The following is a 25,914-nucleotide window of genomic DNA, read 5'->3' as shown; positions in this document are numbered from 1 at the left end:
CTGAAATTAAGATGGATTGGGGCTGATGGGCTGATGGGTTAGACCCCCTATCAATTCGCCAACAGTCTCATAGAATTGATTCATAAAATTGCCTTTACTAGACTCGATTTACCAGAACCGTTTGCGCCGATATAGCGGTATGCGATCGCTAGATGATACGTTAAGATTTTTAACCGCAGAGGCACAGAGAATGCAGAGGAAGACTTTTAGGGGCAATTTTGATATAAATTTCCTCCACCTATAACTCAATACCGTTCAGTTAAGCCGAAAAACCTTGCTAGAGACGCGAAATTTCGCGTCTCTACAGGTCTAAAATCAGTACCAAAAATCCTTAACTGAACTGTATTGACCTATAACTAATGTTAAAAAGGTTGATTAATTGAATCACCCCTGCTAATTTAAGTGTATTTGCGTAATACACAGCAAATTTGGCATATTTTACTTGTTGCCCTTGAACTATGAGCTATCCAGATTTCAGCGAACACGGCTATCAAGTTTTGCGAGAATTGGGACGTAATCGGGAAGGAGGAAGGATTACTTGGCTAGCATCAAAAGTTGATACAGGGGAACAAGTAGTAATAAAGCAGTTTTGCTTTGCTCAAGCTGGTTCTAGTTGGTCGGGGTTTAGAGCTTGCGAAAAAGAAATTCAATTTTTACAGAAACTTAATCATCCTGGTATTCCCCAGTATCTCAGTTCTTTTGAGCGACCTGATGGCTTTTGTCTAGTTCAAGAATATATCAATGCCCCATCTTTAGCAGAAACCCGCAGCTTTGCACCAGAGGAAATTAAACAAATTGCAGTTAAAGCTTTAGAAATTCTTGTATATCTGCAAAATCGGATTGCGCCGATAATTCATCGAGATATTAAACCGGAAAATATTTTGGTAGATGAGCAACTCAATGTCTATATAATTGACTTTGGTTTTGCTCGTGTTGGTAGCCAGGAAGTTGCAGCCAGTAGTGTATTTAGAGGTACTCCTGGCTTTATTCCACCTGAGCAAATGTTTAAACCAACAGACGCTACAGACTTGTATGCTTTGGGTGCAACCTTGATTTGCTTACTGACAGGAATCCAATCAACAAGAATAGACCAATTGCAAGATCAAGATGATCCATATTTAATCAAGTTTTACCATCTTTTACCTCGGTTGAGTCTACGGTTTCTGGGTTGGTTGGAAAAGATGGTACAACCGATACAGAAAAACCGTTTCGCTAATGCAAAATCAGCTTTAGAAGCACTCAAGCCACTTGATGTTATTCGTGTAGCGGGAAATGCACAATCAGCTTTAGAAGCACTCAAGTCACTTGATGTTATCCGTGTAGCGGGAGTTGATTTCAGTGAAACAGTGCTGAACTTCAAAGCGAACCGATTAGGAGAAAAGCTAACGCCAAGCATTACTATTGAGAACCCCATATCAGATACTTTACTGGAAGGTAGATGGGAAGTTGCACCTCATCCTCAAGACCCACCCCATACGCCAGATGATCATGCTTGGATTTCGGTGACACCTGCTCAGTTTAGCGGGAATCATACTCGGTTTCAAGTTCATGTGGATACGAGTAAATTGATGGCAGATAAGCAGTATAAACGTCAACTGATACTGCACAGTAATGCTTATCCAGCAAATCATACTTTAACGGTAAAGGTGCAGACGGCTGCTTTACCAATTGAAAAGCGAGAAGTACCCTATGTTTGGCTTACTGGAGTGTTATTAATTAGTGCGATCGCACCTATATCTATGGCTTGGTTGATAGCTGTCGCTGGTTTATCTTTAACTATGACTTGGTTGATAGCTGTCGCTGGTTTATCTTTAACTATGACTTGGTTGATAGCTGTCGCTGGTTTATGGAGAGTGATTATGGCGGTAGTGGAGGCAGTAATTGGACTAGGAATTGGACTAATGATTGGAAGTTTCGGGGGGACACTAATTGCGTACTTGACTGATTTTATTGCAATGGTATTTGGTGCTAATCATAATATTTACGCGAACATAGAAATAATTGGGGTAGTAATTGGGGGTGTTGTGGGGTTTGCGTTTGGGGCTTTTGCGGGTTGGAAAAGGCATAATGACTATAGAGAATGGGACTGGTCTAAAGTTATATTGTATTTACTCACAGCAGGATTAGGAACCAGCTTCGGAATTTTTTGTATAGTCAGATTTGTCAATCCTTACATCCTATTTGCACTAACAGGAACCGGATTACCCTTGGTAAGCATATTGCTGTATTCACTCCCAAAAAGACGTAGGTTAATTACTAAATATCGCCAGTCTGAGGAATCTTTAATCAAATCCTAATAAAATAGATCCCCGACTTCTTTGAAAAGTTAGGTATCTCGTCTTGTTTGTGAGGAAAATAAGATTGCCCTCTATTTTCTTCTGCATAACTTAAGAATGCGAAGCTTTTTTTGGCAAAGCGTTAATGTAGTGTGGTAAGCGATCGCTATGCCGTCAAGCTTATCGCTTGAACAAAAAGATTACTATATATAATAACTAACTATGAATATAGGTTAATCTATGTCTACCAAACATATTGTAGAGTATTTCAACTTTCTCTCTTCTGAAGACATTAGACTGAAAGATTCAAGAATTGGGATTGAAACAATTCTTTATGAATACATTGATTGTGGACGTTCTCCAGAAGAAATTGCCCAAATTTATCAAACAATATCTTTAGAACAAGTATATGCAACAATTCTTTATTATCTGCAAAACAAAGAAACTGTCAGTGCTTACATCAAAAACTGGATAGAACACGGTCATAGAATGCGAGAACAACAGAGGCTTAATCCCCCGCCAGTGTCAGAAAAACTGCGCCAACTCCGAATTGAAAGACAAGCTAAACAGCAAGCATGACACTGCAATATCTGATTGATGAAAATGTCAATCCTATATATCCAAATCAAATTAGGCTAAGAGAACCTAATATTGCGATTAAAGTGGTAGGAGAATCAGGAACTCCACCAAAAAGTACACTCGATCCAGAAATTCTGTGTTGGTGTGAGGATAATAATTTTATATTAGTGACAAATAATCGAACTTCTATGCCAGTACATTTAGCTGACCATATTGCTGTTAATCGTCACGTACCAGGAATTTTTATCCTCAATCCAAATTTAAGTATTGGTGAAAATATAGAAGAACTCATAATAGTTGCTTTGGCATCAGAAGACGATGAATATCAAGACAGAATAGTTTATTTACCCTTACCCTAAAAATAGGATACTTTTACAGTCAGCGACGCATAGCCATTTACAACACTTTTAAAATCAACCCAGAATTGACACTAGTAAACTCAACGAGGTTGTCACCAACCCCGTTGGTCTTCAAAACCGGACGTGAGACTTTCACCTCATCCGGCTCCTCAATGAATCGGCGCTTATCATGCGTACTTCACAACTGAACCATCTACAGTTGTCTTTTCATCGTGGCAGTGTCTGTGTAATATCTGGAGATTTTTATAATCGTCTTTACCTCCCAAACTTTTGGGGATTTTGTGGTCAATCTCCAGTACATCTTCCTCTCGAAAGTACATTCGGCAGTGGGTACACTTCCCTTTTTGTTTCTTTAAGAGTGTTGCTACTCTCGTAGTCGTTTCTGGGTGTTCTCCCATTCTTGAACTCCAGTAAATTAGGTTGCCATCATAAGGACTAGCTTCGCCTTTAACTTTCACATGCCGAATAATTTTTGTTTCCGCGTGTGACCGTAACCGCAACGGGTTTTTACCCTCTTGCCTGGTTGCGAATACCCAATTATCACCACCTATGGTTTGCCAATATTTCTTTGTTACCCATCCCCTGGATTTCTTGGGGTGGCGGTGTTGCGCCCAAGCCTTTAGCTTTGGATACATGAGATTATCTAGGTCAGCAAAGATAACCTTGCTTACTGATGTTGAATAGTAGTTAGACCATCCTGTTATTACCGGATTTAGTCGGCTGATTAACGCCATTTGTGGCGCTGCTTTATGGTCATCGATGATACTTGCTATTCGGTCGTAATGTATCTTTTGCTTTTCCTTGCTTGGGGTGATGATTGTCTTGAAGCCTTGTTTTGAGTGGTATTTACCCACTTTCCACTGTCTTATGTTAAAACCAAGGAAGTTAAAACCTGGTTTTTCTGACCCATACTTATTTAAAGTGTGGGTTAGACGTGTTTTAGAAAGCTTCAATTCCAGACCCATGTCTATTAACCATTCAGAGATTATCTCCCTGCATCTTTGGACAACGGTTATGTCTTTGTGGAGAATCACAAAGTCATCGGCATATCGGATAACTTGAGGGCTTCTGAACTTTGTACCTTTTTTGTGATACCAAGTTTCCCTCATGGTTTGAGACATTTCTGGGAATGCCTTATTTATCCGTTCTTCCATCCCGTGAAGGGCGATGTTAGCTAGTAGCGGAGAGATTACCCCACCCTGTGGCGTACCCTCAGATGTTGGAAACAACTGCTTACCATCCATTACCCCCGCTTTTAACCATGCTCGAATTTGTCGGCGGATGGTGGGAGATGTATTTAATTTTCTTAGCAGTGCTTCATGGTCGATGCGGTCGAAGCATTTTGCAATGTCGGCATCAAGCACAAATTTACTTTTCTGCACAATTGCTTGGAATATTGCCTCTCTTGCATCATGACATGAGCGCCCAGGTCTGAACCCGTATGAGTTAGGCTCAAATCGTGCTTCCCATTCCGGCTCTAATGCCAGTTTGAACAGCGCTTGCAAGGCTCGGTCGTTCATTACGGGAATACCCAAAGGTCGTTTCTCATCCGTTCCTGGTTTGGGAATCCAAACCCGTCGTGTCGGTTTCACCTTTGACTTAGGTTTTATTTTTGTAACCAGTATCAAACGAGCTTCTGGGGATAGTGATTTAACACCGTCCACCCCTGCTGTCTTTTTGCCCTGGTTATCTTGTGTAACCCGACGAACCGATAGACACTTTGCTGCCCAGGAATTCATCAACGTCCTCTGGAGTCTGCGAAATGCTTTGACATCACCACGACGAGATGCTTTGTAAATTCGTTTTTGCAACTTAAAAACACGTCTTTCCAACTTACGCCAGTTGATGTGTTTCCATTCCACCATCGATTCATTACTCAAAACCGTTCTAATTGGGTTAGTCTTCAGGGGAAGAAAACCGTTTTTGTTAGGTTTAGGAGCAATTTGTCGTGTATTAGACTTTTGCATTGCTACTCATAACTTTACACTCCAAATCACCGTAAGTCCGTCAGCATATCTCTGTCATTACAACAGAGCGTTCGCTTCTGACTAAATCTTTACTCTCGTTGCATACGGTTAGCACCTACTCGGTTATCGACCTTACTGAGAGCAAACGAAAAATTACTTCGTTCCGAATAACCATTGTTAGAACCTTTAGAATGATGCTATCCACCGGGTTTATTAGGAGTGCAACTGGTCAGGCGAGGAACTGCCAGCCCTTTATCCCTTACCTTTTGGCTCCAACGCATTAAGCCTTATTTCGCTGGTTCTTTATTACGATGGTTCGGCGCATCTTTGCTTTTGCTATTCATGGGTTCATGCTCGAAAGGGAACCAGCTTAGGCTGCCAGTTGTTCCTCCTTTTCATCCCGCTTTACGGATTGATGGCTAGTCGCTACCGTAGGGATGATGCTGTTACCGTTGCACCTACGGAGAGGGACTTCTCCTTAATTTCTTTTGGAGTCACCCTCATGGTTATTCAGTTATCATCTGAGAGAGATTAAAGTGCGAACTCAACCCAATGGGGTTATCTCTCAAATGTCACTCATCCCTGAATATTTCTATTCATTTCGAGTGAACGAATCGCACCCCTGCTCTAAAGAGACAGGGCTTTCAAACTTCCCAGTTTTTCTTGTAATTAATGCCGGATTGATTCTATGACCATCAGCCAAGAATCAGAATCTACTGAAGACATTTCGCAAGATGTGATATTTCCACCAGGTGATTTATATAGTGACGAACCTCCCTGGGAAACAGAACTGCACATGCGACAAATAATCTTACTTTTGGAATGCCTGAAATGGCTGTGGCGAGACAGAAATGATTTTTATGCGACGGGAAACCTAACTATCTATAGGATTACTATTTGATTTTTGAACGAAATTAAGTATTGTAGAGTGTGTTAGAACGGAGTTCGTAACGCACTATGAACACGAGTTTGATGCCGTACTCTCCGTGCTAACACATCCTACGTATATTTTCAGAAATCAAACCGGATTCCTATATTACTGTACGCAACAATTAAAATCAAGACACCTTAGTAGCCCAGACTTTTTTGTAGTATTAGAAACAAAACGTAAAATGTGGAAAAGTTGGGTAGTCTGGGAAGAAGATGGCAAATATCCCCATGTAGTCGTAGAAATTATGTCGGAATCAACAGCCCAAACAGACAAAGGTATAAAGAAAAAAATTTATCAAGATACTTTTCGCGCACCGGATTATTTTTGGTTTGACCCATATACATTAGAATTTGCGGGATTTCATTTAGTAGATGGAAAATATCAACCTTTACAAGCGAATGCACAAGGGCATTTGTGGAGTAAACAATTAGGATTATACTTGGGAATTCATCAGGGATTATTACGTTGGTTTACACCAGATGAACAATTAGTACCGACGCTAGAAGAAACTATCGTACAGGCACAAGAAACCGCCGCACAAGCACAAGAAATCGCCGCACAAGCGCAAGAAAAAGCAGCACAAGCGCAAGAAAAAATAGCACAAATACAAAAAAATGCCGGACAACTAGTACTAACACTTGAAGAAATAACACAACAGGCACAACAAAAATCAGAACGCTTGGCAGCAAAACTGCGAGAGTTAAATATTAATCCAGATACAATTTAGATTACTGCGATCGCATTATAATTATTCTTCTATTTCAAAATTAACTCCTTGATAAATATCGTTGAAGGAAATTTGAAAACCTATTGATTTTAGTGATAATACAGCATCTACTGATTCGTATTCAGTTAATACCCATTGCCCTTCAGCATTTTTATTAAACTGCTCAACAAGATATTCATATTGATTAATCATAATATATTCTTTGAGTGTCGCAATAGAACGATAAAATCTAAATTTATTAGTTCGATCGTGATTCTCTGTCGATTTAGATAATACTTCCACAATCATTATGGGATTGGTGACTGTAGTAGTGCCAGTTCCCTCATATATTGGTTCTCCCTGAATAACCATGACATCAGGATAAGTGTAGATACGATAACGTTGTATCCACAATTTGACATCGCCCATGTAAATTTTGTAATTTTTACCCCGCATTGTAAATTTAAAATTGCCGTAAAAATTACCTGCAATTTCATTGTGATTAGTTGTACCACCAGCCATAGGAATTATTTCCCCGTCTCTATATTCATTTTTGCATTCTGATGTCTCCTCTAGTTGTAAATATTCCTCTGGACTATAGGATTTTTTCGGTGTTTGTGTTTGCATAAAAACTAGATGTGTGAAATATAAATTAATGAGGATAATGCTTGGCTAAAAACTCCCTAGCTTCAGTCTTATCTTTAATTACTCTATCCAAGGTAGCAGCAAGCATATCATCTAATATTTGCCGATACTGTGGCCCTGGTTTGTAACCAAGTTCCTTTAAATCATTGCCATTCAATAGTGGCTGCACATTAGCCAAAACAGTTAAATATTCCCAAATTTGATGTCTAAGCGATCGCGGACTTGGCAAAGCAATTAAAATCAGCATAGGTAAATCGTACTGTCGCAGCAACTGCACTACTTGACTGGGACTTTCACACTTAGGCAAAGATTCCATTACCTCAGTTTGGGCAGAAGCCAAATTTTGCAAGCGTTTAATGCTATCCTCTTGCAGTTGCAGATTCTTTGCGACTTTCGCGCGATATTCTGGTGCTAGATGGGCGATTAACGCTTCTAAGCGCATTTCCCAATGGATGAGAGTTTGTTCAGCATCAAATCGCCGCAAGCAGCGTTCTAGCAAACGTAATTGTCGCAGGAGTTTTGCATCTAAGTTGAGGGTAGGATGGATACATTGCAATGCTCCTAAATTATCGAGTAAGTGCAAAGCTGATTTCCAGTAAGGGGCTTGTAGGATGTGTTTTAATTCTGTTTTTAGTCTAGTTTGCAGGGCTGGAGTTTTGCTATTCTCTTGAGCAGTGCGATCGTAAACACCACTGTTGATGGCATAACGGATAAACTCTTCAGTTTGCGGTTCAATTTGAAATCCGAAGCGCACAGCAAAGCGCACGCCACGATAAATTCGGGTAGGATCTTCAATAAAGCTGTTGGGGTGTAAAACCCGAATTTTCTTGGCTTTTAAATCTAGTAATCCGCCAAAAAAATCGAGTAATTCACCAGCACGGGGAGTAGTGAGGCGCAAAGCAAGGGCATTGATGCTAAAATCTCGACGATACAAGTCTTGACGAATAGAACTAGCCTCAACTTCTGGATTTGCTGCTGGATAAGGATAGAATTCTGTTCTAGCGGTAGCAATATCTACCCATAGAGAATCTAATTCTGGGTCTTTGTGCCATAACAAAGCAGCAGTTTGAAAAGCCCCGTGGATTTCTAAGCGAGCCGCAGGATAAAGTTGTTGGAGTGCTTTTGCTAGTTCCACACCAGCACCAACATCTGCTGATTTGTGAAAGCCATCAACCACAAGATCAATATCTTTAATCATCAAAGTGCCCGATGCTGCTTCAGCTAGCAGTAAATCCCGCACCGCGCCTCCGACAAGATAAAGATGCCAACCACATTTTTCTGCCTCTTGTGATGCTGTTGTGAGTAATTTCCATAGTTGCGGAGCAAGGCGATTTTGCAACTCAGTGCTGAGAGGAATTTTGAATTTTGTTAGCGCAGCGTTAGCGAGTCCGTGAGCGTCATTTTGAATTTTGAATTTTTGCTCGTCTTCGTCTTCATCCCTTTCTTGATGTAATTCCCGCAAGACATCAGTACGAGTAACCAGACCAACTAACTGCTCATTCTCCAATACTGGTAAGCGTCCGATATCATAAGTCACCATCAGCGACTCAATTTGTGGCAGTGTTGTATCTGGTGCGATCGTTTTAAGATTTGTGGTCATATAGCCTTTGACTGGCGCATGACTAAATCCGTGGTGCAGGGCAACATCAAGATCCCGGCGTGAAATAATACCTACTAGTTGCCCTTGGGCATCGACTACAGATAAACCAGAGTGTCCATAACGTAATAAAATGCGCTGGGCTTCGGCAATTGTGGTTTCAGGCAGAATTGTGCGAACAGGAGATGACATCAAGTCCCTAGCGGTGAGGGGATGGGGAATTTGTGCTTTTACCCCATCCAGGAGTTGTTTTAATATTGCCTCTGAATCAACTCCTCTTAGATTTAGTGATGCGGCTTGTGAATGACCGCCGCCACCTAGAAGTTGGAATAATACGTTAAGATTCGTTTTGGGAATTTGCGATCGCCCAATCACAGTTAACCGTGAATCACTTTCATCCAAAGCATATTCATTAGCCAACAGTAGGGCATCAATTTCGGTTAATTCCACAAGTTCCGATGCCAAACTCGATAACCCAGGCACAAAATTTTTAGTTCTTAGAGTTACCCAAGCAACCGTATATCCATGTAGACAAAGATATTCTAAATTTTCCAGCGATTCGGTTAATAACTGCTGCAATTGCACAGACAAACCAGGGTCACGGTAGGTGGAAATTACCGATAAACTCGCACCTTGTTGCATCAACCAAGCCAAAGCTAGGGCATCCCGTGGTGTGGACTGGTCATAAGTCAAAGAGCCAGTGTCAACGTGGATACCCAAAGCCATCACAGTTGCTTCGGCAGGAGTTAGGGAAATTTCCTGTTGTTGCAATTGTTCAACGATTAAAGTTGTGGTTGCTCCTACTGAAGAAATATATGATTCGGTAGCCGGAATATTTGATTCTTGTCCTAAGTGATGGTCATAAATTATAATTTCTCCAATATGGGGTAAATCTAACCACTCAGCAGCTTTACCCAAGCGATCGCGCTGTTGCGTATCCACCACAGTTAGAGAACGAATTTTTTCTGGAATCACCGAACGGCGTTCAATTAGGGGATATTCATCCCGATGCAATGCTAAAAAATCCCTTACAGGAGGGTGAGAACCGCCACTCAGAACAATCTTACTTCCCGGTAGTAGGCGCGTTAACCCTACCGCAGCCCCTAGTGCATCAAAATCTGCTGTTGTGTGGCAAAGAATTAAATCCATAGTATTAAGACTTTATTTCTGGTAAAATACTTGTGGTTTGCTTCACCCACATTGGTGTCTGATAAGCCTCTGTCCAGTAGCATAGCGACTATTGGTAAGCGACTCCGTTGCACAGCATGAAAAGAAGTCGGCACATCTTGATTAATACAAATTACCGATTGGTTTGTCCAATAGCGCGAATAAGCCAGCACATCATCCAGGATAGTAAAATTTGTAGGGTACAAGGTAAGAACTTGTAGTCTGCGGTAGGGCATTCCGTGGACTTAAAACAAAGCTCAACGCCTCCTAAGCAATAGCCGGATTGGTTGAGAAGCCTGCACTGTACAGCTTGCTGTCAGCGTGGGAGTATGTCACTGTAAGACATATCACTATTTCGCTGTATTGGGAGAAGCAAAAATGACCATAATATTCCAATTCGCTTTGATAAGCCTAGTTCTATTGTCTTTTGTCCTGGTTGTTGGCGTTCCCGTAGCTTACGCCACTCCCCAAAATTGGGTTGAATCTAAAAAACTGCTCTGGGTTGGTTCCGCCGCCTGGATTGCTTTGGTATTTTTAGTTGGTTTGTTAAACTTTTTTGTCGTGTAGGCGACGGCTTCACTCTGGCGCAGGCACATAATATAAGAACTAGAGGGGCAGAAAAGCTAAGGTCAAAGACCAAAGGAGAAAAGGAGAAATTTTTTCCAATTTCCTTTTTTTAACCGTGCTTTCCTGCTCCTCTACATTTAAATAAGAAATGTATATTGGCCAGAACTATAGTTGATTAAGAGGCAGTCATGGCAGTTTTCGAGGGAACTTTTACCCAAACGGAGCCTTTGCGGTTTGCAGTGGTGATTGGTCGATTTAATGACCTAGTTACCGGAAAGCTGCTAGAGGGATGTCAAGATTGCTTGAAACGCCACGGTGTAGATCCTAACCCCCAAGGTAATCAGGTAGACTATGTTTGGGTTCCGGGAAGTTTTGAGGTACCTTTAGTAGCTCGCCAACTAGCACTTTCCCATCGTTATGATGCTGTAATTTGTCTAGGTGCAGTCATTCGAGGACAAACACCCCATTTTGATTATGTATCCGCCGAAGTTTCTAAAGGCATTGCTGCCGCTAGCTTTCAAACTGGAGTGCCAGTAATTTTTGGTATTTTGACAGTAGACACTATGCAACAAGCCTTAGAACGGGCAGGCATCAAAGGTAATCATGGCTGGGATTATGCCCTGAATGCTCTAGAAATGGCAAGCCTGATGCGGCAACTGCGTTCTAACCTGGCAGAACCATATTCTCGTAATAGCCAGTCTTTGCCAGCCTCTTTTCAAAGCGCCAGCATCGGCAATTTAACTGCGGAATCAGAAGAACTCGGTTAAATGAGTCATTAGTCATTTGTCCTTTGTTATTGACCAATGACCATTGTACAGACGCGATTAATCGCGTCTCTACTGACCAATGACCAATGACTAATGATTAATAGGACTTACGCAAAAATTGCTAAAAAGCTTAATTTCTCGAACCGCCAAGACGCCAAGAGCGCCGAGAATTCGTAGAGTGTGCGTAAGTCCTAACTAAATTAAGGGGTTGACAATTAGGAATAAATCTGAGATATTAATATATGGCGATTGATTGCGGGTATAGCTCAGTGGTAGAGCGTCACCTTGCCAAGGTGAATGTCGCGCGTTCGAATCGCGTTACCCGCTTCCAACTAAAACCTCTTGCAGTTTTTAACTCCAAGAGGTTTAGTGTTTTTAGGGTGCATTAAATCAGTGAACAGTGAACAGTTAATCATTGGAAGTAGTCGGAGATTTGATCCCGATTTAAACACCCTACTTATATTCATGTGGGACTGTGACTTCCAACGGACAAATTAACTGATAATTGATAACTGTTGAAGTCTTCGGCGATTCGCACTACACTCTTGTGAATCACTCCTAATGTAGACAAATCGAGCAAACAAATCGTCTACTGTCTCAGAATATCACTCAAAATTGCGTTACCCACTTGCTAAGAAATATAAAACCCAGCTTTAGACTGGTGTAGATATAGATTAGCTTGGCTACAATCTTTGTGTGTCATCACAATAAATGCCCAAAAACGCAAACACAATATCTTGAAAGCGACAAATGGAGAGAAGGAAATTTTTAGATAAGATTGCCAGCTATGGGGAAAGATTACAAGCAGAGAACCTCGTACTGATATGGTGATTAGGATATTTAGAGTCTGCTGCATCTACTGTTTGCAATAATGGCGATATTTGAATCGTCTGTTTATTTTCATAAAAAAGAAGCCTTATCAGGCATTTACCAAGAAATCATATTCTCACAGTTCGTGTAAAACACGCTCAAGTTACTAGAACGCTTGTGCAATCTCAAAAACCCGAAAAAATAGACTTCAATACCGAATACCCCTGTCCCTGTCGTCGCCGGGGTCAGTTAGTTCCGATTACGTTGACAGAAGCATTTGGTTGCGATCGCTGTCAGCAAATCTTTGTAGTAGAAGATAATGGTCATGTCCTAGAACAGCTTTCTACCACCTATCCCTACAAACGGGCTTGGCGTTGGATGGGAAATAGTTGGCATGTTGTCCATCCGCGCTTGGGAGAAAGCTATCTGCCTATAGCACTTGGCATTATTTTCGTGCTAGTGATTATATGGCTGCCATTAGCACTGCGATTGGCAAATAGTTCCAGCATTGTTGCTTGGGCAATGGTGGCGGTGCTATTGGCTATTCTGCCAGCGCTAATGGTCTGGCTTACCTACAGACGTTAACTCAATGACTGTTGAAGTTTTGGACGATTACCCCGAACCAATTACTAGTGCCCAACGCGCCTATCATGCTTCCCTAAAGTTGGGGATCACTAAGGGAGCAGACCGGAGTCGTGCAGTACTGGCAATGGCACAAGCCCTTGAGCGTTCATTTGACGACATTCTAGAAGCCAATACCTTGGATTTAGAAGCCAGTCGAGAAATGGCAGTGCCTGAGTTGATACTAGACTGGCTGAAGCTGACTCCCACAAGGCTAGAGATGACCGTGGACATTTTGCAACGGTTGGGGGAATTATCAGATCCACTGCGGCGCGTCAGAACTGCTGATTATCAACTGGAAGATTCCCAGAGTTATACCCAGTTAATGCCCTTGGGAGTGATTGGATTTATTTATGAGGCGTTTCCAGATTTAGGAGCGATCGCAGCAGGTTTTTGTATTAAAACTGGCAATAGTATAATTCTCAAAGGCAGTACTGAAGCTAGCCATTCCAACGCGGTTATCGCTGAGGTACTGCAAAGTGCGATCGCCCAGGTTGGTCTACCTCCTGGCTGTCTAGAATTGATCACAACAGAACATGGTGCTTCGGTTCGGGATTTAATCACCCAAGACCAGTACGTAAATCTAGTGATTCCCTACGGACGTTCTAGTTTGATACAGCAGGTAGTACGACAGTCAACTTGCCCAGTCCTAAAGTCAGCGATGGGTAACTGTTATCTCTACTGGTCGCTAAATAGCAGTTTAGAAATGGTGCGCTTGATGATTCTTAATAGCCATCAGAGTGAACCAGACCAAGTTAATGCCATTGAAAAAGTACTTATTCATCGCCAAGCCTTGCCATCATCTTTAGCCGTTCTGTGGAACAGCTTGATGGAAAAAGGCTTTGAAATTAAAGGGGATGCAGAACTAGTAAAAGCCTTTCCCCAATTGCAGCTAGTGAAGGAAGGGGAATGGGGAAACCCTTATTTAACTAAAACAGTAGCTTTTAAATTGGTGGATAGCTTAGAAGCTGCGATCGCCTGGATTAATGAACACAGCAGTGGTCATGCCGACTCTATCGTTACTGAATCTTATCAAGAAAGTCGGCAGTTTGCGTTAGGAGTGAACAGTGCTTCTACCTACATCAACACTTCCCCGCGCTTTTCCCGCAACCCCTCGCGGGGAGATTCAGTGTTTCTTGGCATGTCTAACCAAAAAGGTCATCGTCGGGGATTTATCAGCCTGGAAACCTTGACCACCGTTAAGCACATTGTTCAGGGGAATGGCAGATTTTAAATAATTCGTAACTCGTAATTAGAAAAGGGTTTGATAAGAGTGCTGATAGTACCACTTCTGTTTGAGTTTTGGTATAAATCAATACAGGTCAGATAAGCTTTTTTTTCCCCCTGCATCCCCTGCTCCCCCTGCCTGCCTCAACGAATAAATTTCTTAACCCAACCGTATTGGGGTATAAATCTCCTATGCCTCATACCCCAATCCAATTTTAAACTTAACAAAATCTTAATTACTGCTTGATCCTGGTTTGCTAGGCTCCTTGTGTTTGGTTGAGCAGCAATTAGGAGACAAGTCAAATCAAGCCACTGTTTGTGCTTTTCCCAAATGACCCTCCTAAATGCCAACTGTATTTACATCTAGGTAGGGGTGAATATGGAACTTATGGATGGTACACGCCTGCTAGCAAATCGTTGCAGACGGCGGAATTTTTTGCTGGGTGCAGGATTCTTAACGGGGTTAACAATCGCTAGCCAATGGCATCCGGTATTGGCTTCAAGGTTTTCTGGCTATCCGTTCAGTCTTGGTGTTGCCTCTGGCGATCCTTTGCCGGATGGTGTTGTTATTTGGACACGACTGGCTCCAAATCCACTCTCTGGTGGTGGAATGCCACTTGTAAATGTGCCAGTGCGGTGGCAAGTTGCCCTTGATGAAAATATGAGGCGGGTTGTGCGGCGAGGAACAGTGCTGGCGACACCAGAGTTAGCACATTCAGTTCACGTTGATGTTCGCGGACTAGACCCTGACCGTTGGTACTGGTATCAATTTGAAGCGGGTAAGGAAGTTAGCCCCATTGGACGGACTCGCACAGCACCAGCATTTTATGGCTCTATGTCACAACTAAATTTTGCTTTTGTCTCCTGTCAAGACTGGCAAAATGGCTACTATACGGCTTATCGATATTTAGCTGAGGAAAACCTCGACCTTGTGGTTCATCTGGGTGATTATATTTACGAATACGGGCCACAATCCGGTGGGCCGCGTCAGCATAATAGTCCAGAAATCATTACTCTTGACGACTATCGAGGGCGCCACGCCCTATACAAAACTGATTTGAATCTCCAAGCGGCTCATGCTGCTTTTCCCTGGATTGTCACTTGGGATGATCATGAAGTTGACAACAACTACGCCAACTTAGTCCCCGAAGATAACCAAACCCAAGAGGCTTTTAGGAAACGGCGAGCTAACGCGTATCAAGCTTATTATGAACACATGCCTCTGCGTCGGTTTTCATTGCCTAATGGCCCAGATATGCTGCTTTATCGACGCTTGACTTTCGGTAATTTAGCTGAGTTCAATGTTCTAGACACCAGACAGTACCGCACTAACCAACCTTGTGATGACGGACTTAAACCTCGGTGTCCTGAAGCTTTTGAGACAAAAGCTACCATGACTGGCTCAGAACAAGAGCAGTGGTTACGAAAAGGGTTAGATCAGTCGCGATCGCGCTGGAATGTGATTGCTCAACAGACCATGCTTGGTCAGTACAATTTTAATAGCAATTCAGGTGCAGGTGTATTCAATCTCGATCAGTGGGACGGCTACGTGGCTGCACGTAATCGACTCTTGAGTTTTATAAACCAGCGCCAACCTTCTAATCCAGTGGTGATTAGCGGAGACATCCATTCTAGTTGGGTACATGACCTGAAGCTTGATTTTAATAACCCAAACTCACCGACGGTAGGCACTGAGTTTGTAGGAACCTCAATTACCTCTGACTTTCCTACCTCATTCATCGCTCCAGTTCAAGCTTCCCTACCTAACAATCCCCATACTAAGTTCTTTGACGGAGCCTTCCGGGGATATGTCCGTTGTAAGCTTACCCCACAACTTTGGCAAAGTGACTACCGTGTTGTATCAAGCATCATTGACTTGAATGCCTCTGTCAAAACCCTAGCTTCCTTTGTAGTCCAAAATGGACAACCAGGAGCGCATCTAAGTTAAGGGAAGTTCGATAAACCCTCCCTAAGTCTAACTAAAGTTCAGTCCCTCCCTCTCTCTGGTTTTACTGCGTAGAACCAGGGAGAGGTTTTTATAGTACCTCAACAAGTAAATTTCCTTAATCCAAGCATATCGGCTTACAGTAAATAAATCTTTTTGAAGAGTTATTTTGGCATTTCTTTGCAATACTTAACTAACTTCTAATTAAAAAAAGTGAATATAGATAAAAAATGATAACTAGCATCATAATTGATTAAGTTATCTAAGCTAAATTGAGACTATGCTTAATAATTGCAGTCTAGTCGATCATCTTAAGTAAATAGGTGCAAATGAACTTAAACATTTGTTGAGCTTTTTGTACTTTGTCATTTGTTTGAGTGTTAAATACTAAAAAAGAAAGTTTATTTATGCCGAGTTAATGACTAGGTTGTTGAACAAGGCAGTAAAAATCTGACCAGAGCCAAGTAATAACAGCGATAACTAAAGTAAACTTAACAACAATCACGTAAAATGATAAAAAAAATTTTGCTGGCTGTATCAGGATTGGGACATGCAGAAGAAATGCTCAAAACCCTGAGAGAAATCCCTTCTATTGAATCTGCAAAAGTGACAATTTTGCATGTTGTTCAAGCACAAAATACTGCTGCTACCATGACAACTAAATGGGAAAATGGTGGTAAAATTCTGGCGAATGCCATTCAAACTTTGAACTTAGATCCTAGCCAGGTTTCTTCGATTTTGCGCGAAGGCGACCCCAAAGATGTAGTTTGCCAAGTAGCTGATGAAATCGACGCTGACTTGATTGTTATGGGTTCACGCGGACTTAAACGGTTACAATCCATTTTATCAAACTCAGTCAGTCAGTATGTTTTCCAGCTATCTTCTCGCCCCATGTTGCTGGTAAAAGATGATATTTATGTCAAAAGAATTAAGCGCATTATGGTGGCAATAGACAACTCTGATTCCGCAAAAAACTGCTTGAAATTAGCACTGTTTTTACTGCGAGATATTCAGGGCGGTGAGTTAATTTTGGCAAATGTTGCCACAGATTTAGGCGGTAAAAAATCGGAAATAACTGAAGTTAGTTCAGATAAAAATCCAGTTTTGGCAGCCGCAGTTGCAGAAGCTAAAAGCCAGGGCGTTCAATCTCGTTGTTATATCAGCAGTGGCAAACCTGGTGAAGAAATTTGTCGGTTGGCAGAGGAGTTGAATATAGACTTATTATTGCTCGGTTCTCCAGATCGTCGTCCATCCATCGCTAAGAGTTTTGTTGATATAGACCGACTTATCGGATCTTCCTTGTCTGACTATGTTCGAGTCAATGCCACTTGTCCAGTACTGTTGGCGCGGACGATCGCTTAAAGTCAAAATAGAGTTAGCGGTTGACAAATAAAAACCCCTACACTATTGGTGCAGGGGTTCTTTATTTGATACACAAACTCTTAACTATCTTTTCCACCTTCGCGGCTAGCAGTTTGGATGTACAGAATTAGTAAAAACACAGAGGGAACTAGTACGAACAAAATGCTCGCCACGAACCCCAGGTCATTAACTTGCATGGCAAGAAAACCTCTCTTAAATTTCCAGTCAACAACATTAGGATAGCATCATCGACGACACAGTTATACCAATTCAAAATTCAAAATCAGGAAACTTAATTTGGTAAGTATTTTGACTACTGACTGGATACTTGAAGCAGTGGCAAATTTGAGAACTTAAGGCTTCGTAACCACACTGACTGAGCCATTCACTAAAGTTTGACAGGCAAGGCGGTAATTTTCCGGCTTTTTTTTGAATTTACGATTTTCTACCTCTGTGCGGGGGGAAAGATTTTCTAGTCCTTCGACTATCTCGACAATGCAAGTACCACACTGACCACTACCACCGCAATTGGTCATCTTGCCAATGAATTTATATATATCAATGTCATTTTGCATTGCTTTGAGCCGGAGATTGGCACCATCTGCTGCCACTACTTCTTTATTCTCTTTAACAAATTTGATATTACCCATAACTGATTTCTCCTTGACTCTAAGCTTGGCTTTCAAGGCTTCATATTGACATGGCTTGATTCACATCTTATTTATTATATTAAATCATTACAATTTATTAATAAATATTAACTTGATCAAATATAACGCACAAAAAAATAGAACAGGTACTACACCTGTTCTATAAATTGAAAAATAGATTAACTTACCTAAATCCCACGGCTGCTTGCCAAACGAAAGCAAGCAACAAGAAGAATACGGGGATGACTGGGAGAACGTCCACCAAAGGATCAAAGATTTGGTATGCTTCAGGCAGTTTTGCTAATAAAAGTGCTGCTTCCATGTTTGTTTAAATCCAACTATCCAACACAGCGTTCATAATTGAGAAATATCTTAACATGGTTTGGGTATTGGTCATTGGTCAATAGTTATTTGTCATTTGTAATTTCCTCTTCATTTGGTACTGATTCAGATGAGTTTAGCCAGTGACCAAATTCTGTGACAAAGCGATCGCTTAATATTGCTTCTCTAATATGCTGTGTAAAGCGAATTAGTTCGGTAATGTTGTGAATGCTCAACAAGGTATAAGCTAAAATTTCCTGCGATCGCACTAAATGAGATACGTAAGCCCGGCTAAAATTTTGGCAAGTATAGCAAGGACAAGTTTCATCTAATGGCGTAAAATCTTCACGAAACTTAGCATTTTTTAAATTCCAGCGTCCGCCCTGCACTATTGCCGTTCCATGTCTCGCCCAACGAGTGGGAATGACGCAATCAAATAAATCTACACCAGATGCGATCGCGATCGCCATTTCTCGATAAGTACCGACACCCATCAAATAACGCGGCTTTTCAGGCGGTAAAAGCGGTGCTGTAACTTTTACAATCTCAGCCATCATTTCTGGCGGTTCTCCCACACTCACGCCACCAATGGCATATCCGGGCAAATCTAACTTAGCCAAAGCTTCCGCCGCACGGCAACGCAAATCCAAATATACGCCCCCTTGCACAATCCCAAACAACGCCTGTTCACTGCGTTTATGAGCCGTTATGCAGCGCTCTAACCAGCGATAAGTACGCTCGGTTGCAGTTTCAACCTCTTGGCGAGTCGCTGGGTAAGGCGGACATTCATCAAAAGCCATAATCACATCAGCCCCCAAAGTATTTTGAATCTGAATGGATAGCTCTGGGGTCAAGTTAATAATTTGTCCATCATGAGGTGAGCGAAAAGTAACGCCTTCTTCAGTAATTTTCCGCATCTCGCTTAAGCTGAACACCTGAAACCCACCCGAATCTGTGAGCATTGGGCCATTCCAACCCATAAATTTGTGCAACCCACCACCCCCAGCCACGATCGCTTCTCCTGGTTGTAGGTGAAGATGATAAGTATTAGATAAGATCATTTGCGCCCCAGTCTCTTGTAGCTGAGATGGGGTGATAGTTTTAACATTAGCCAGCGTTCCCACTGGCATAAATCTGGGGGTTTCGACAACACCGTGAGGAGTGAAAAACACTCCGGCTCTAGCTTTGGTTTGGTTACAGCAAGCGAGACATTCAAAGGAAAAATTCGCACTCATACCATTTTGGATTTTAGATTTTAGATTTTGGATTGTGAAACGTTAATCGGTAAAGAGTTTCACAAATCCATAACTAGCAGCCTTGAAGAAGGCAGAAGGCAGAGGGCAGAGGGCAGAAGGAACAAGACACTTATAGGATTCAAACCCCTCCCAATACTGCTCGGGTAAAGGATTTTTAACTCGGAATTGGGTTTCGGGAAAAGGTTACTGGGTTTAGGTTAAAGGTTTTTTCTTTCCCCTTTCCCGCAACCCCATTCCCCAAAACCCGACAAGTATTGAAACCCCTCCTGTCTTGGAGCCACTAAACAACAGTTTAGTGGGGGTCTTAAACCGCAAGTTCGCTTTGGTCACGGGCAGAGTGTAGGAGCAGGAGTCAGAATTCCCTTCTACCTCCTGTCCTCTGCCTTTGCTGATAAAACCAAATGGTATTAGGGCAAGATTAATATTATTTGGCTAAATTGTGGCAAACATAAAACTGGCAATTAAGTTTGCGTGAACACTTAAGCGTTCAGTACCAACCCAATACTGCTCGGATAAAGCATTTCTAACTCGGCATTGGGTTTGGGGTAAAGGTTAAAGGTTTTTTCTTTCCCCTTTCCCGCAACCCCATTCCCCAAAACCCGACAAGTATTGAGTACCAACCTAGTTACCAACTTTATGAGTATATCCTGTACTAATTGTTATTTAAAAAGAATCAGAACAGTCATCGTCAATTTCTGCATCCCACCTGGCTGAGAGGACTTGTTCCATCATCGCCTCTATGGCGCTGACATTGAAGGTTCGCTCTCGTCGCTCTTGGAGGGGGGTTGAGCGGGGAATCAACCGCAGACACACTCCATCTTGCATCAAATCAAAATAGGTTTCTTGTTGCGCCGACTGTTTGAGTTCCAAGTAATCAAAACTACAAACATTCAGATATAGCGCGTGGTTAGCCACTAAGGTAGACCTTTGCGGATTGGCGAAAACTTCCATCACATCCCCTTCACCCTCGCTCAGTACCTTATCTTCTTGGGTGTAGATGTAGTGGACTCGACCTAAGTCGGTCAGCAATCGCCGGATGTCGAGCTTATTCACAATGATGCCCGTGTTAATAATGCACGGAGCTGGTATCCTGATGTCGGGTAGATGGTGACTCATAGGAAAATAGCGATTGAGCTAAGGAGAGCGACAACATAGCTAAACTGTCATAACTGAATAGCTTGTTTACTTCCTACATTTAAAAAAATATCAATTTTGTGGAGCAATCGTCTAAATAATTTAGAGTAAGTTTTTAATTAACGAATACAAAATACAAATTTTGATTTTTGATGGAATTTTAATTTCCTTGATCATTCGCTTTTTGTATAAAAAACACTTTGATTATCTATTTACCACTTAGACCAGCATAACAAAATTTTCAAAAAGAATCTCTAATAGAAGTAAATCTTATCTAAAGTTTTAAAGTATGCTCATGTTGATTGTACTTAACCCAAGTCTATTATCCAGCAATTAACCAAATATTAATGTTACTACGATGACGAAACAGCAACAGTGGTGGAAAAAGTTGCTGTTCAAGCTGGCAGCTAGTATTATATTTTACACTATTATTCCAGTACCATATTTGGAAGGATTAGACTTTCAAGGAGTAGTACGTCTTGCTCCAGTTGTAGGGTTAATGATTGGGGGAATTTTAGGGTTACTGGATACAGGAATGCTTTATCTGGGTATGCCAGTGTTAACTCGTAGTGCTTTAGTAGTCAGCGTTTGGATTGCCATAACTGGAGGATTGCACTTAGATGGGGCAATGGATACTGCCGATGGTTTGGCAGTAGGCGACCCAAATCGGCGGCTGGAGGTGATGACAGATAGTGCTACAGGTGCATTTGGAGCGATGGCTGCGATCGCCTTGGTGCTACTAAAAATAACTGCTTTGACAGATATATCAGAAAACCGTTGGTTGTTGCTGATGGCTGCTTGTGGCTGGGGACGTTGGGGACAACAAGTAGCGATCGCGCGATATCCTTACCTAAAACCAACTGGTAAAGGTGCGTTTCACAAACAAGCCATTCGTTCTTACAAAGATTTGTTACCAGGATTGTTGTTGCTGCTTGGTTTGAGTGGTTTACTTTGGTTCATAGATAAACAACAGCTATTTCTCGCACTGACAATGATAATTGCTGGAAGTGCGATCGCCACTTTAACTGGTGCATGGTTCAACCACAAATTAGGCGGACACACAGGAGACACTTACGGCGCAGTCGTTGAGTGGACTGAAGCCTTATTTCTCTGTGTATTGACTGTTTTTTAAGATGTGGGGAGTGGGGAGTAGGGGGAGCAGGGGAGGCAGGGGGAGAAGAATTAATAACCAATGCCCCATGCCCCATGCCCAATGACCAATGCCCAATGACCAATGACTATTTCATTTAATCGGTTGCAGCTTTGTCACCTTGAGTTTAAAAGCCCCAATCCCAGTTTCCCCAAAAGACCGGACACGAATTACATAATTTCCTGTCTCTACGATGCGAGTAAATAATAGGGAATTGCTACTACCATCAGGGCCATCATCATTTTCTGCCAAAGTCGATCCATCAGGTGCTAGCAGGGTGATGATGCTATCAAAGTTTTCGGATGACAGGTCAACTGCTAAATTATCGCCCTTTTGTAACTTCACAGTGTAATCACGGGCAAACCCACCTTGACCTGTGGGAATGTCTTTGTTTGAGAGGTTATCGGAAAATTCAGTACTGTTAGATAAAGGAATTGGACTATACAACTTACTTTGAGCAAAAGCTGCACTTGTACTTATACCTATTGCCAGCAATGTGGCAGGAATGATGATGAGTTGCTTTAAACCTGCCGCAAAAACTTTATTCATACATTTCAAGCAATTTTTTCTAAAAAATAAGGTAATTCGGTCAATTTATGTACTTAATCTGCTAGAGCGTGCCCATTAATTCTTAATTTATCCATCTTTGACGGCAGTGGCTACTGCTACTAATCCTAAGACTACAATTCCATACTGACGAAGTGTTTCTACAGCAGACCTAGCAGTAGCACCAGTAGTATAAATATCGTCCACTAACAGCACTGGGACATTTGGGGGACGATGGTGAAATTCTTGGCCAACAGCAAAAGCGTTAACCAAGTTTTTTTCTCGTTTAGATACCGATAAACCAAATTGCGCTTCAGTTTCTCGCACTCTTGCTAAACCGTTTAGTTTCAATTTTAAGCCAGTTATTTCGCAGAAGCTTTGGGCTATGAGTGCGGCTTGATTGTATTTACGTTGCTTTTGCTTGCTAGGGTGGAGTGGGATAGGAACTACTACAGGTTTGCTATCTTGCCTTGGTGAATTTAACAACCATGCTTCTCCTAACCAGTGACCTAAAGGACGAGCTATTTGGGGTTGATTTTCGTATTTCATCGCTGCGATCGCTCTTTTCACCGGGCCACCATACTCCCCCCAGCCAAATACTGGTATTGGCTCTTGCCACAGAGAAATCGGGTCTTGACGTTGACATTTTTGCAGTTGTCTGGTGCAATTTTGACAGAATTCTTGCGAGGTTGCACGTTGGCACAGAGGACAATGGGATTGGAGAAAAAGATTGAGTAAGCCTGTAAGATTTTTAATCCAAGTGTGCATTAGGGTTGTCCTTTGTCATTAGTCATTTGTCATTAGTCATTTGTGTTTGACTAATGACTTAAGATACACGCGATCGCACCTTGTTGTTTCTACACCCGTTGCTGGAGTGTAGCCGTTGCTTTCATACAGTTTGACTGCTTCCACCAAAACGCTGGCGGTTTCAATCCAAATTTGCTCAAAACCACGCTCTGCGATCGCTCCTTCTAGCTGTTGTAACAAATATTTCCCTAATCCTAAACCCCTAATGCTGGGCAAAAGATACATTTTGCGGATTTCTACAGCTTTTTTGCCTCGGTGTATGGGGTAGTATGCCCCAGTACCCACTAGCTGGCTTTGGTGTTCAATTACCCAAAATTCTCCCCCAGTAGCTAAATAATATTCCTCTACTTGCAGCACATCTCGGTCAGCGCCCTTTGGTTCCCAACCCAGACCGTATTCTGATAATACATAACTGATGACTTGGGCGGCTCTTGTGCGATCGCTTTGCACCCAATCACGAATTAAAAAATCTTGATAATAGTTTTTCATTACCATTTGCTGGTCAAGTTTACTCAGAAAATTTTTCTGGTTCTATATCCCAATTTACTCAGCAAATAGCAATTCTTGCAGAGTCCATTTCAAGCGGTACTCTCAAGGTGTCAATAAACAGACAAAGGGAGAGGAATTGTCTTCCCCTCCCTTTGTCTTCTTGCCAACGATATAATAACGATGCCTGCGGCGAACTACGCCTAGGCTGACATTGATGTTACGACTTGATAATTAACCTCTATTACTGTTCCAAGGGCCCCAGATAGCTAAAGTAATACCAGGGGTTTGGATGTTGACAAACAAAGTACGACCATCAGGGGAGAAGCAGGCTCCAGCAAACTCACCAGTTTCAAGGGCATTACGCGCAAATTTGTAGATTTCACCACTGGGAGTAACACCTATCAAGAAATTGTCATCGTTTCCGTCCTCACAGAGGATCAGATCGCCAAAAGGTGCTACCACTATGTTATCGGGCATGTCGAGTTCATCTTTAGATTCAGACTCGACAAATAATTCAATTGTCTCTTCACCTGGAATGTAGCGCCAGACCTGACCACCACCCACAGGGCCACCATCTGTAGCAGTGAAGTAAAATTCTCCTTTGCCATTGTTGTCTTTCTTATCCTTGTTGTCGTCATAATAGATGCCTTCCCCACGGCTAAACTGGGCTGCACCTAAGTTGCGACCTTGCAATCTGACATTATCTGTAGTTGTTGGGTTGGGGTCAGGAATGTTCACCCAATCTACAGGTAACTTCTGTCCTACAACGAAACCGGTCTTAGTGTTAACTCCTGGTCTACCTATGATCCTCAGAGCTTGAAGAGTGCCTCCTTCTTTTAACTGACCAGGAACTGTCGGGATAAAACGGTAAAAGAGGCTATCTCCTCTATCTTCAGTTTGATAAACATATCCAGTTTCGGGATCTACAGCTACAGCTTCATGATTAAAGCGTCCCATAGCAACTAGAGGCACTGGATCTACAGGAGGGGTATCGCTAGCTGGAACCTCAAAGTTATAACCATGTAACTTTATGACTCCATTACTTGCACTTGGTCTAGTTGTATCTTCTTCACAGCTAATCCATGAACCCCAAGGAGTTCGACCACCCGCACAGTTACGAATCGTTCCACCAAGAGAGGCAAACTCTTTAATAAGCTGGCGATTGGGCCCAACAACCAGGGTTGTAGTGCCACCTCTGCAAATGGGATCGTAGGGATTCGGCACTTCTACTCCTGGTACACGAGTGCCACTACTATTACTAAGTTCGTGATTGCGAATCAGGATTGTTGTGTTTTGGGGGCCAGGAAAGGCTGCCATTCCATCATGATTACTAGGCTCTAGGTTGCCATCGCTCATGGGAGTGCCTGTACGAGATATAACTCGATACTGAAATCCTCTTGGTACTTCTAAAATTCCATCAGCACCTGGAAAAAGTTCCCCATATCCTCTACCAAGTTTTTTACCAAAGGCTTTTCTGGCAAGAAGACCTTCTAAAGGAGACACTATCAAAGTGCCTACAGCAGTTGTACCTGCTATTGCAAAGAATTTACGTCTTGAAAATGTCATGAGGATGGTTTGGTTACTTACAAATAATGCTTGAAGAAAAAATATTTTATTTTGATTAAGTTTGGGTAATGCTTTATTTAATTTAGGGTTAGTTAATAAAAGATGAATTTTTTATATATAATTTGCTCAAAATAAGCCAAATTCATACTCACAAGGCTTATTTAAACCCAATACCTAAAGCCTGGGGCTATATAAACCAATCCTGCGATCGCAGACTTTGTTCTTTTAATTGCACCCTTTCAAAGGCAAAAATAAAATAAAGCTTTTTATAAATTATATTAAATTTGCTATATTATTCAAAACAAAAAATAACCAGAGGATATCTGGATTAGTTGAAATCTAAATAATACAATTTACTCAAAAGACCAAAAAAGACTATTGTTAATAACAGCAATAGCTATTCCTGAATCTGGTGCAATTTCTAGACTGTGGGTATTTGTTTTTCTGAGTAGAATCCTGAAAAAAAATT

Annotated in this window: 23 protein-coding genes, 1 tRNA gene and 2 pseudogenes; 13 read left to right on the top strand and 13 right to left on the bottom strand. The window is 41.8% G+C overall.

Annotated elements, in window-relative coordinates; genetic code table 11:
• Positions 1 to 458 precede the first annotated feature (458 nt).
• From CDC33_RS10365 to CDC33_RS10355, 3 genes are all read left to right on the top strand, one after another.
• Entirely contained in the window at positions 459 to 2,297 is a 1,839-nt protein-coding gene (locus tag CDC33_RS10365; RefSeq protein WP_109008411.1) for a serine/threonine protein kinase, read from the top strand.
• A gap of 219 nt (positions 2,298 to 2,516) precedes the next feature.
• Positions 2,517 to 2,855, top strand: a complete 339-nt coding sequence (locus CDC33_RS10360) for a DUF433 domain-containing protein (RefSeq protein ID WP_109008410.1) — start codon at positions 2,517 to 2,519, stop codon at positions 2,853 to 2,855.
• Complete coding sequence (locus CDC33_RS10355) at positions 2,852 to 3,214, top strand: DUF5615 family PIN-like protein (protein ID WP_109008409.1); 363 nt, start codon at positions 2,852 to 2,854, stop codon at positions 3,212 to 3,214. The genes CDC33_RS10360 and CDC33_RS10355 overlap by 4 nt, the downstream gene beginning before the upstream one ends.
• Before the next feature lie 167 nt (positions 3,215 to 3,381).
• On the opposite strand, the gene ltrA is transcribed toward CDC33_RS10355, so the two are convergent.
• The gene (ltrA, locus tag CDC33_RS10350; RefSeq protein WP_219930000.1) at positions 3,382 to 5,181 is read right to left on the bottom strand and encodes a group II intron reverse transcriptase/maturase; all 1,800 of its coding nucleotides are present in this window, start codon (positions 5,179 to 5,181) and stop codon (positions 3,382 to 3,384) included.
• Between the two features lie 688 nt (positions 5,182 to 5,869).
• Between ltrA and CDC33_RS10345 the strand changes: the two are divergent.
• Both CDC33_RS10345 and CDC33_RS10340 read left to right on the top strand, forming a co-directional pair.
• A pseudogene (locus tag CDC33_RS10345) lies at positions 5,870 to 6,064 on the top strand (Uma2 family endonuclease); the annotation flags it as partial.
• A gap of 151 nt (positions 6,065 to 6,215) precedes the next feature.
• Positions 6,216 to 6,839, top strand: a pseudogene (locus CDC33_RS10340) (Uma2 family endonuclease); the annotation flags it as partial.
• 21 nt (positions 6,840 to 6,860) lie between these two features.
• Here the strand turns inward: CDC33_RS10340 and CDC33_RS10335 are convergent.
• From CDC33_RS10335 to CDC33_RS10325, 3 genes are read right to left on the bottom strand one after another with little or no spacing between them, the layout of a single operon-like run.
• Positions 6,861 to 7,445 (bottom strand): Uma2 family endonuclease, encoded by a 585-nt coding sequence (locus tag CDC33_RS10335; protein ID WP_109008407.1) that lies wholly within the window; start codon positions 7,443 to 7,445, stop codon positions 6,861 to 6,863.
• Positions 7,446 to 7,470: 25 nt separating this feature from the next.
• Complete coding sequence (locus tag CDC33_RS10330; RefSeq protein WP_109008406.1) at positions 7,471 to 10,209, bottom strand: CBS domain-containing protein; 2,739 nt, start codon at positions 10,207 to 10,209, stop codon at positions 7,471 to 7,473.
• A complete protein-coding gene (locus CDC33_RS10325; protein WP_109008405.1) occupies positions 10,200 to 10,463 on the bottom strand; it encodes a hypothetical protein in 264 nt (87 codons plus the stop codon). The genes CDC33_RS10330 and CDC33_RS10325 overlap by 10 nt, the downstream gene beginning before the upstream one ends.
• A 142-nt stretch (positions 10,464 to 10,605) precedes the next feature.
• Here CDC33_RS10325 and psbZ point away from each other — a divergent pair, with 142 nt between their 5' ends.
• From psbZ to CDC33_RS10290, 7 genes are all read left to right on the top strand, one after another.
• Entirely contained in the window at positions 10,606 to 10,794 is a 189-nt protein-coding gene (gene psbZ, locus CDC33_RS10320) for a photosystem II reaction center protein PsbZ (protein ID WP_109008404.1), read from the top strand.
• A gap of 188 nt (positions 10,795 to 10,982) precedes the next feature.
• Complete coding sequence (ribH, locus tag CDC33_RS10315) at positions 10,983 to 11,561, top strand: 6,7-dimethyl-8-ribityllumazine synthase (RefSeq protein WP_094346524.1); 579 nt, start codon at positions 10,983 to 10,985, stop codon at positions 11,559 to 11,561.
• 255 nt (positions 11,562 to 11,816) lie between these two features.
• A tRNA-Gly gene (locus CDC33_RS10310) sits at positions 11,817 to 11,888 on the top strand.
• A 660-nt stretch (positions 11,889 to 12,548) separates the two neighbouring features.
• Entirely contained in the window at positions 12,549 to 12,956 is a 408-nt protein-coding gene (locus tag CDC33_RS10305) for a hypothetical protein (RefSeq protein ID WP_109008403.1), read from the top strand.
• Between the two features lie 4 nt (positions 12,957 to 12,960).
• The gene (locus tag CDC33_RS10300) at positions 12,961 to 14,226 is read left to right on the top strand and encodes a glutamate-5-semialdehyde dehydrogenase (protein ID WP_109008402.1); all 1,266 of its coding nucleotides are present in this window, start codon (positions 12,961 to 12,963) and stop codon (positions 14,224 to 14,226) included.
• Positions 14,227 to 14,598: 372 nt separating this feature from the next.
• Complete coding sequence (locus CDC33_RS10295; RefSeq protein WP_109008401.1) at positions 14,599 to 16,167, top strand: alkaline phosphatase D family protein; 1,569 nt, start codon at positions 14,599 to 14,601, stop codon at positions 16,165 to 16,167.
• Positions 16,168 to 16,674: 507 nt separating this feature from the next.
• Positions 16,675 to 17,526, top strand: a complete 852-nt coding sequence (locus CDC33_RS10290; protein ID WP_109008400.1) for a universal stress protein — start codon at positions 16,675 to 16,677, stop codon at positions 17,524 to 17,526.
• Between the two features lie 80 nt (positions 17,527 to 17,606).
• On the opposite strand, the gene psbM is transcribed toward CDC33_RS10290, so the two are convergent.
• The 5 genes from psbM to CDC33_RS10265 form a co-directional block, all read right to left on the bottom strand.
• Positions 17,607 to 17,723, bottom strand: coding sequence for a photosystem II reaction center protein PsbM (gene psbM / locus CDC33_RS10285; protein ID WP_096540882.1), 117 nt, complete (start codon positions 17,721 to 17,723; stop codon positions 17,607 to 17,609).
• A gap of 156 nt (positions 17,724 to 17,879) precedes the next feature.
• On the bottom strand, positions 17,880 to 18,176 hold the full coding sequence (locus tag CDC33_RS10280) for a 2Fe-2S iron-sulfur cluster-binding protein (RefSeq protein WP_109008399.1): 297 nt from the start codon (positions 18,174 to 18,176) through the stop codon (positions 17,880 to 17,882).
• A 184-nt stretch (positions 18,177 to 18,360) separates the two neighbouring features.
• On the bottom strand, positions 18,361 to 18,498 hold the full coding sequence (locus CDC33_RS10275) for a photosystem II reaction center protein K (RefSeq protein WP_006195022.1): 138 nt from the start codon (positions 18,496 to 18,498) through the stop codon (positions 18,361 to 18,363).
• An 85-nt stretch (positions 18,499 to 18,583) separates the two neighbouring features.
• Entirely contained in the window at positions 18,584 to 19,732 is a 1,149-nt protein-coding gene (gene tgt, locus CDC33_RS10270) for a tRNA guanosine(34) transglycosylase Tgt (protein WP_109008398.1), read from the bottom strand.
• Positions 19,733 to 20,416: 684 nt separating this feature from the next.
• Entirely contained in the window at positions 20,417 to 20,869 is a 453-nt protein-coding gene (locus tag CDC33_RS10265) for a hypothetical protein (protein ID WP_109008397.1), read from the bottom strand.
• 376 nt (positions 20,870 to 21,245) lie between these two features.
• Here CDC33_RS10265 and cobS point away from each other — a divergent pair, with 376 nt between their 5' ends.
• Positions 21,246 to 22,019: an adenosylcobinamide-GDP ribazoletransferase gene (gene cobS / locus CDC33_RS10260; protein ID WP_109008396.1), complete on the top strand. Its 774-nt coding sequence runs from the start codon at positions 21,246 to 21,248 to the stop codon at positions 22,017 to 22,019.
• Positions 22,020 to 22,130: 111 nt separating this feature from the next.
• Here the strand turns inward: cobS and CDC33_RS10255 are convergent, their stop codons facing one another.
• The 4 genes from CDC33_RS10255 to CDC33_RS10240 all read right to left on the bottom strand — a co-directional run bounded on the left by CDC33_RS10255 (position 22,131) and on the right by CDC33_RS10240 (position 25,445).
• A complete protein-coding gene (locus tag CDC33_RS10255) occupies positions 22,131 to 22,586 on the bottom strand; it encodes a PPC domain-containing protein (RefSeq protein ID WP_109008395.1) in 456 nt (151 codons plus the stop codon).
• A gap of 87 nt (positions 22,587 to 22,673) precedes the next feature.
• On the bottom strand, positions 22,674 to 23,351 hold the full coding sequence (locus CDC33_RS10250; RefSeq protein ID WP_109008394.1) for a ComF family protein: 678 nt from the start codon (positions 23,349 to 23,351) through the stop codon (positions 22,674 to 22,676).
• A gap of 36 nt (positions 23,352 to 23,387) precedes the next feature.
• Positions 23,388 to 23,879, bottom strand: coding sequence for a GNAT family N-acetyltransferase (locus tag CDC33_RS10245; protein WP_109008393.1), 492 nt, complete (start codon positions 23,877 to 23,879; stop codon positions 23,388 to 23,390).
• Between the two features lie 231 nt (positions 23,880 to 24,110).
• The gene (locus CDC33_RS10240) at positions 24,111 to 25,445 is read right to left on the bottom strand and encodes an alkaline phosphatase PhoX (protein WP_109008392.1); all 1,335 of its coding nucleotides are present in this window, start codon (positions 25,443 to 25,445) and stop codon (positions 24,111 to 24,113) included.
• Positions 25,446 to 25,914 lie beyond the last annotated feature (469 nt).

The sequence above is a fragment of the Nostoc commune NIES-4072 genome, assembly GCF_003113895.1.
Classification (GTDB): Bacteria; Cyanobacteriota; Cyanobacteriia; order Cyanobacteriales; family Nostocaceae; genus Nostoc; species Nostoc commune.
Note: the sequence above shows the minus strand (reverse complement) of the source record. Positions and strands in the feature narration are given on the sequence as shown.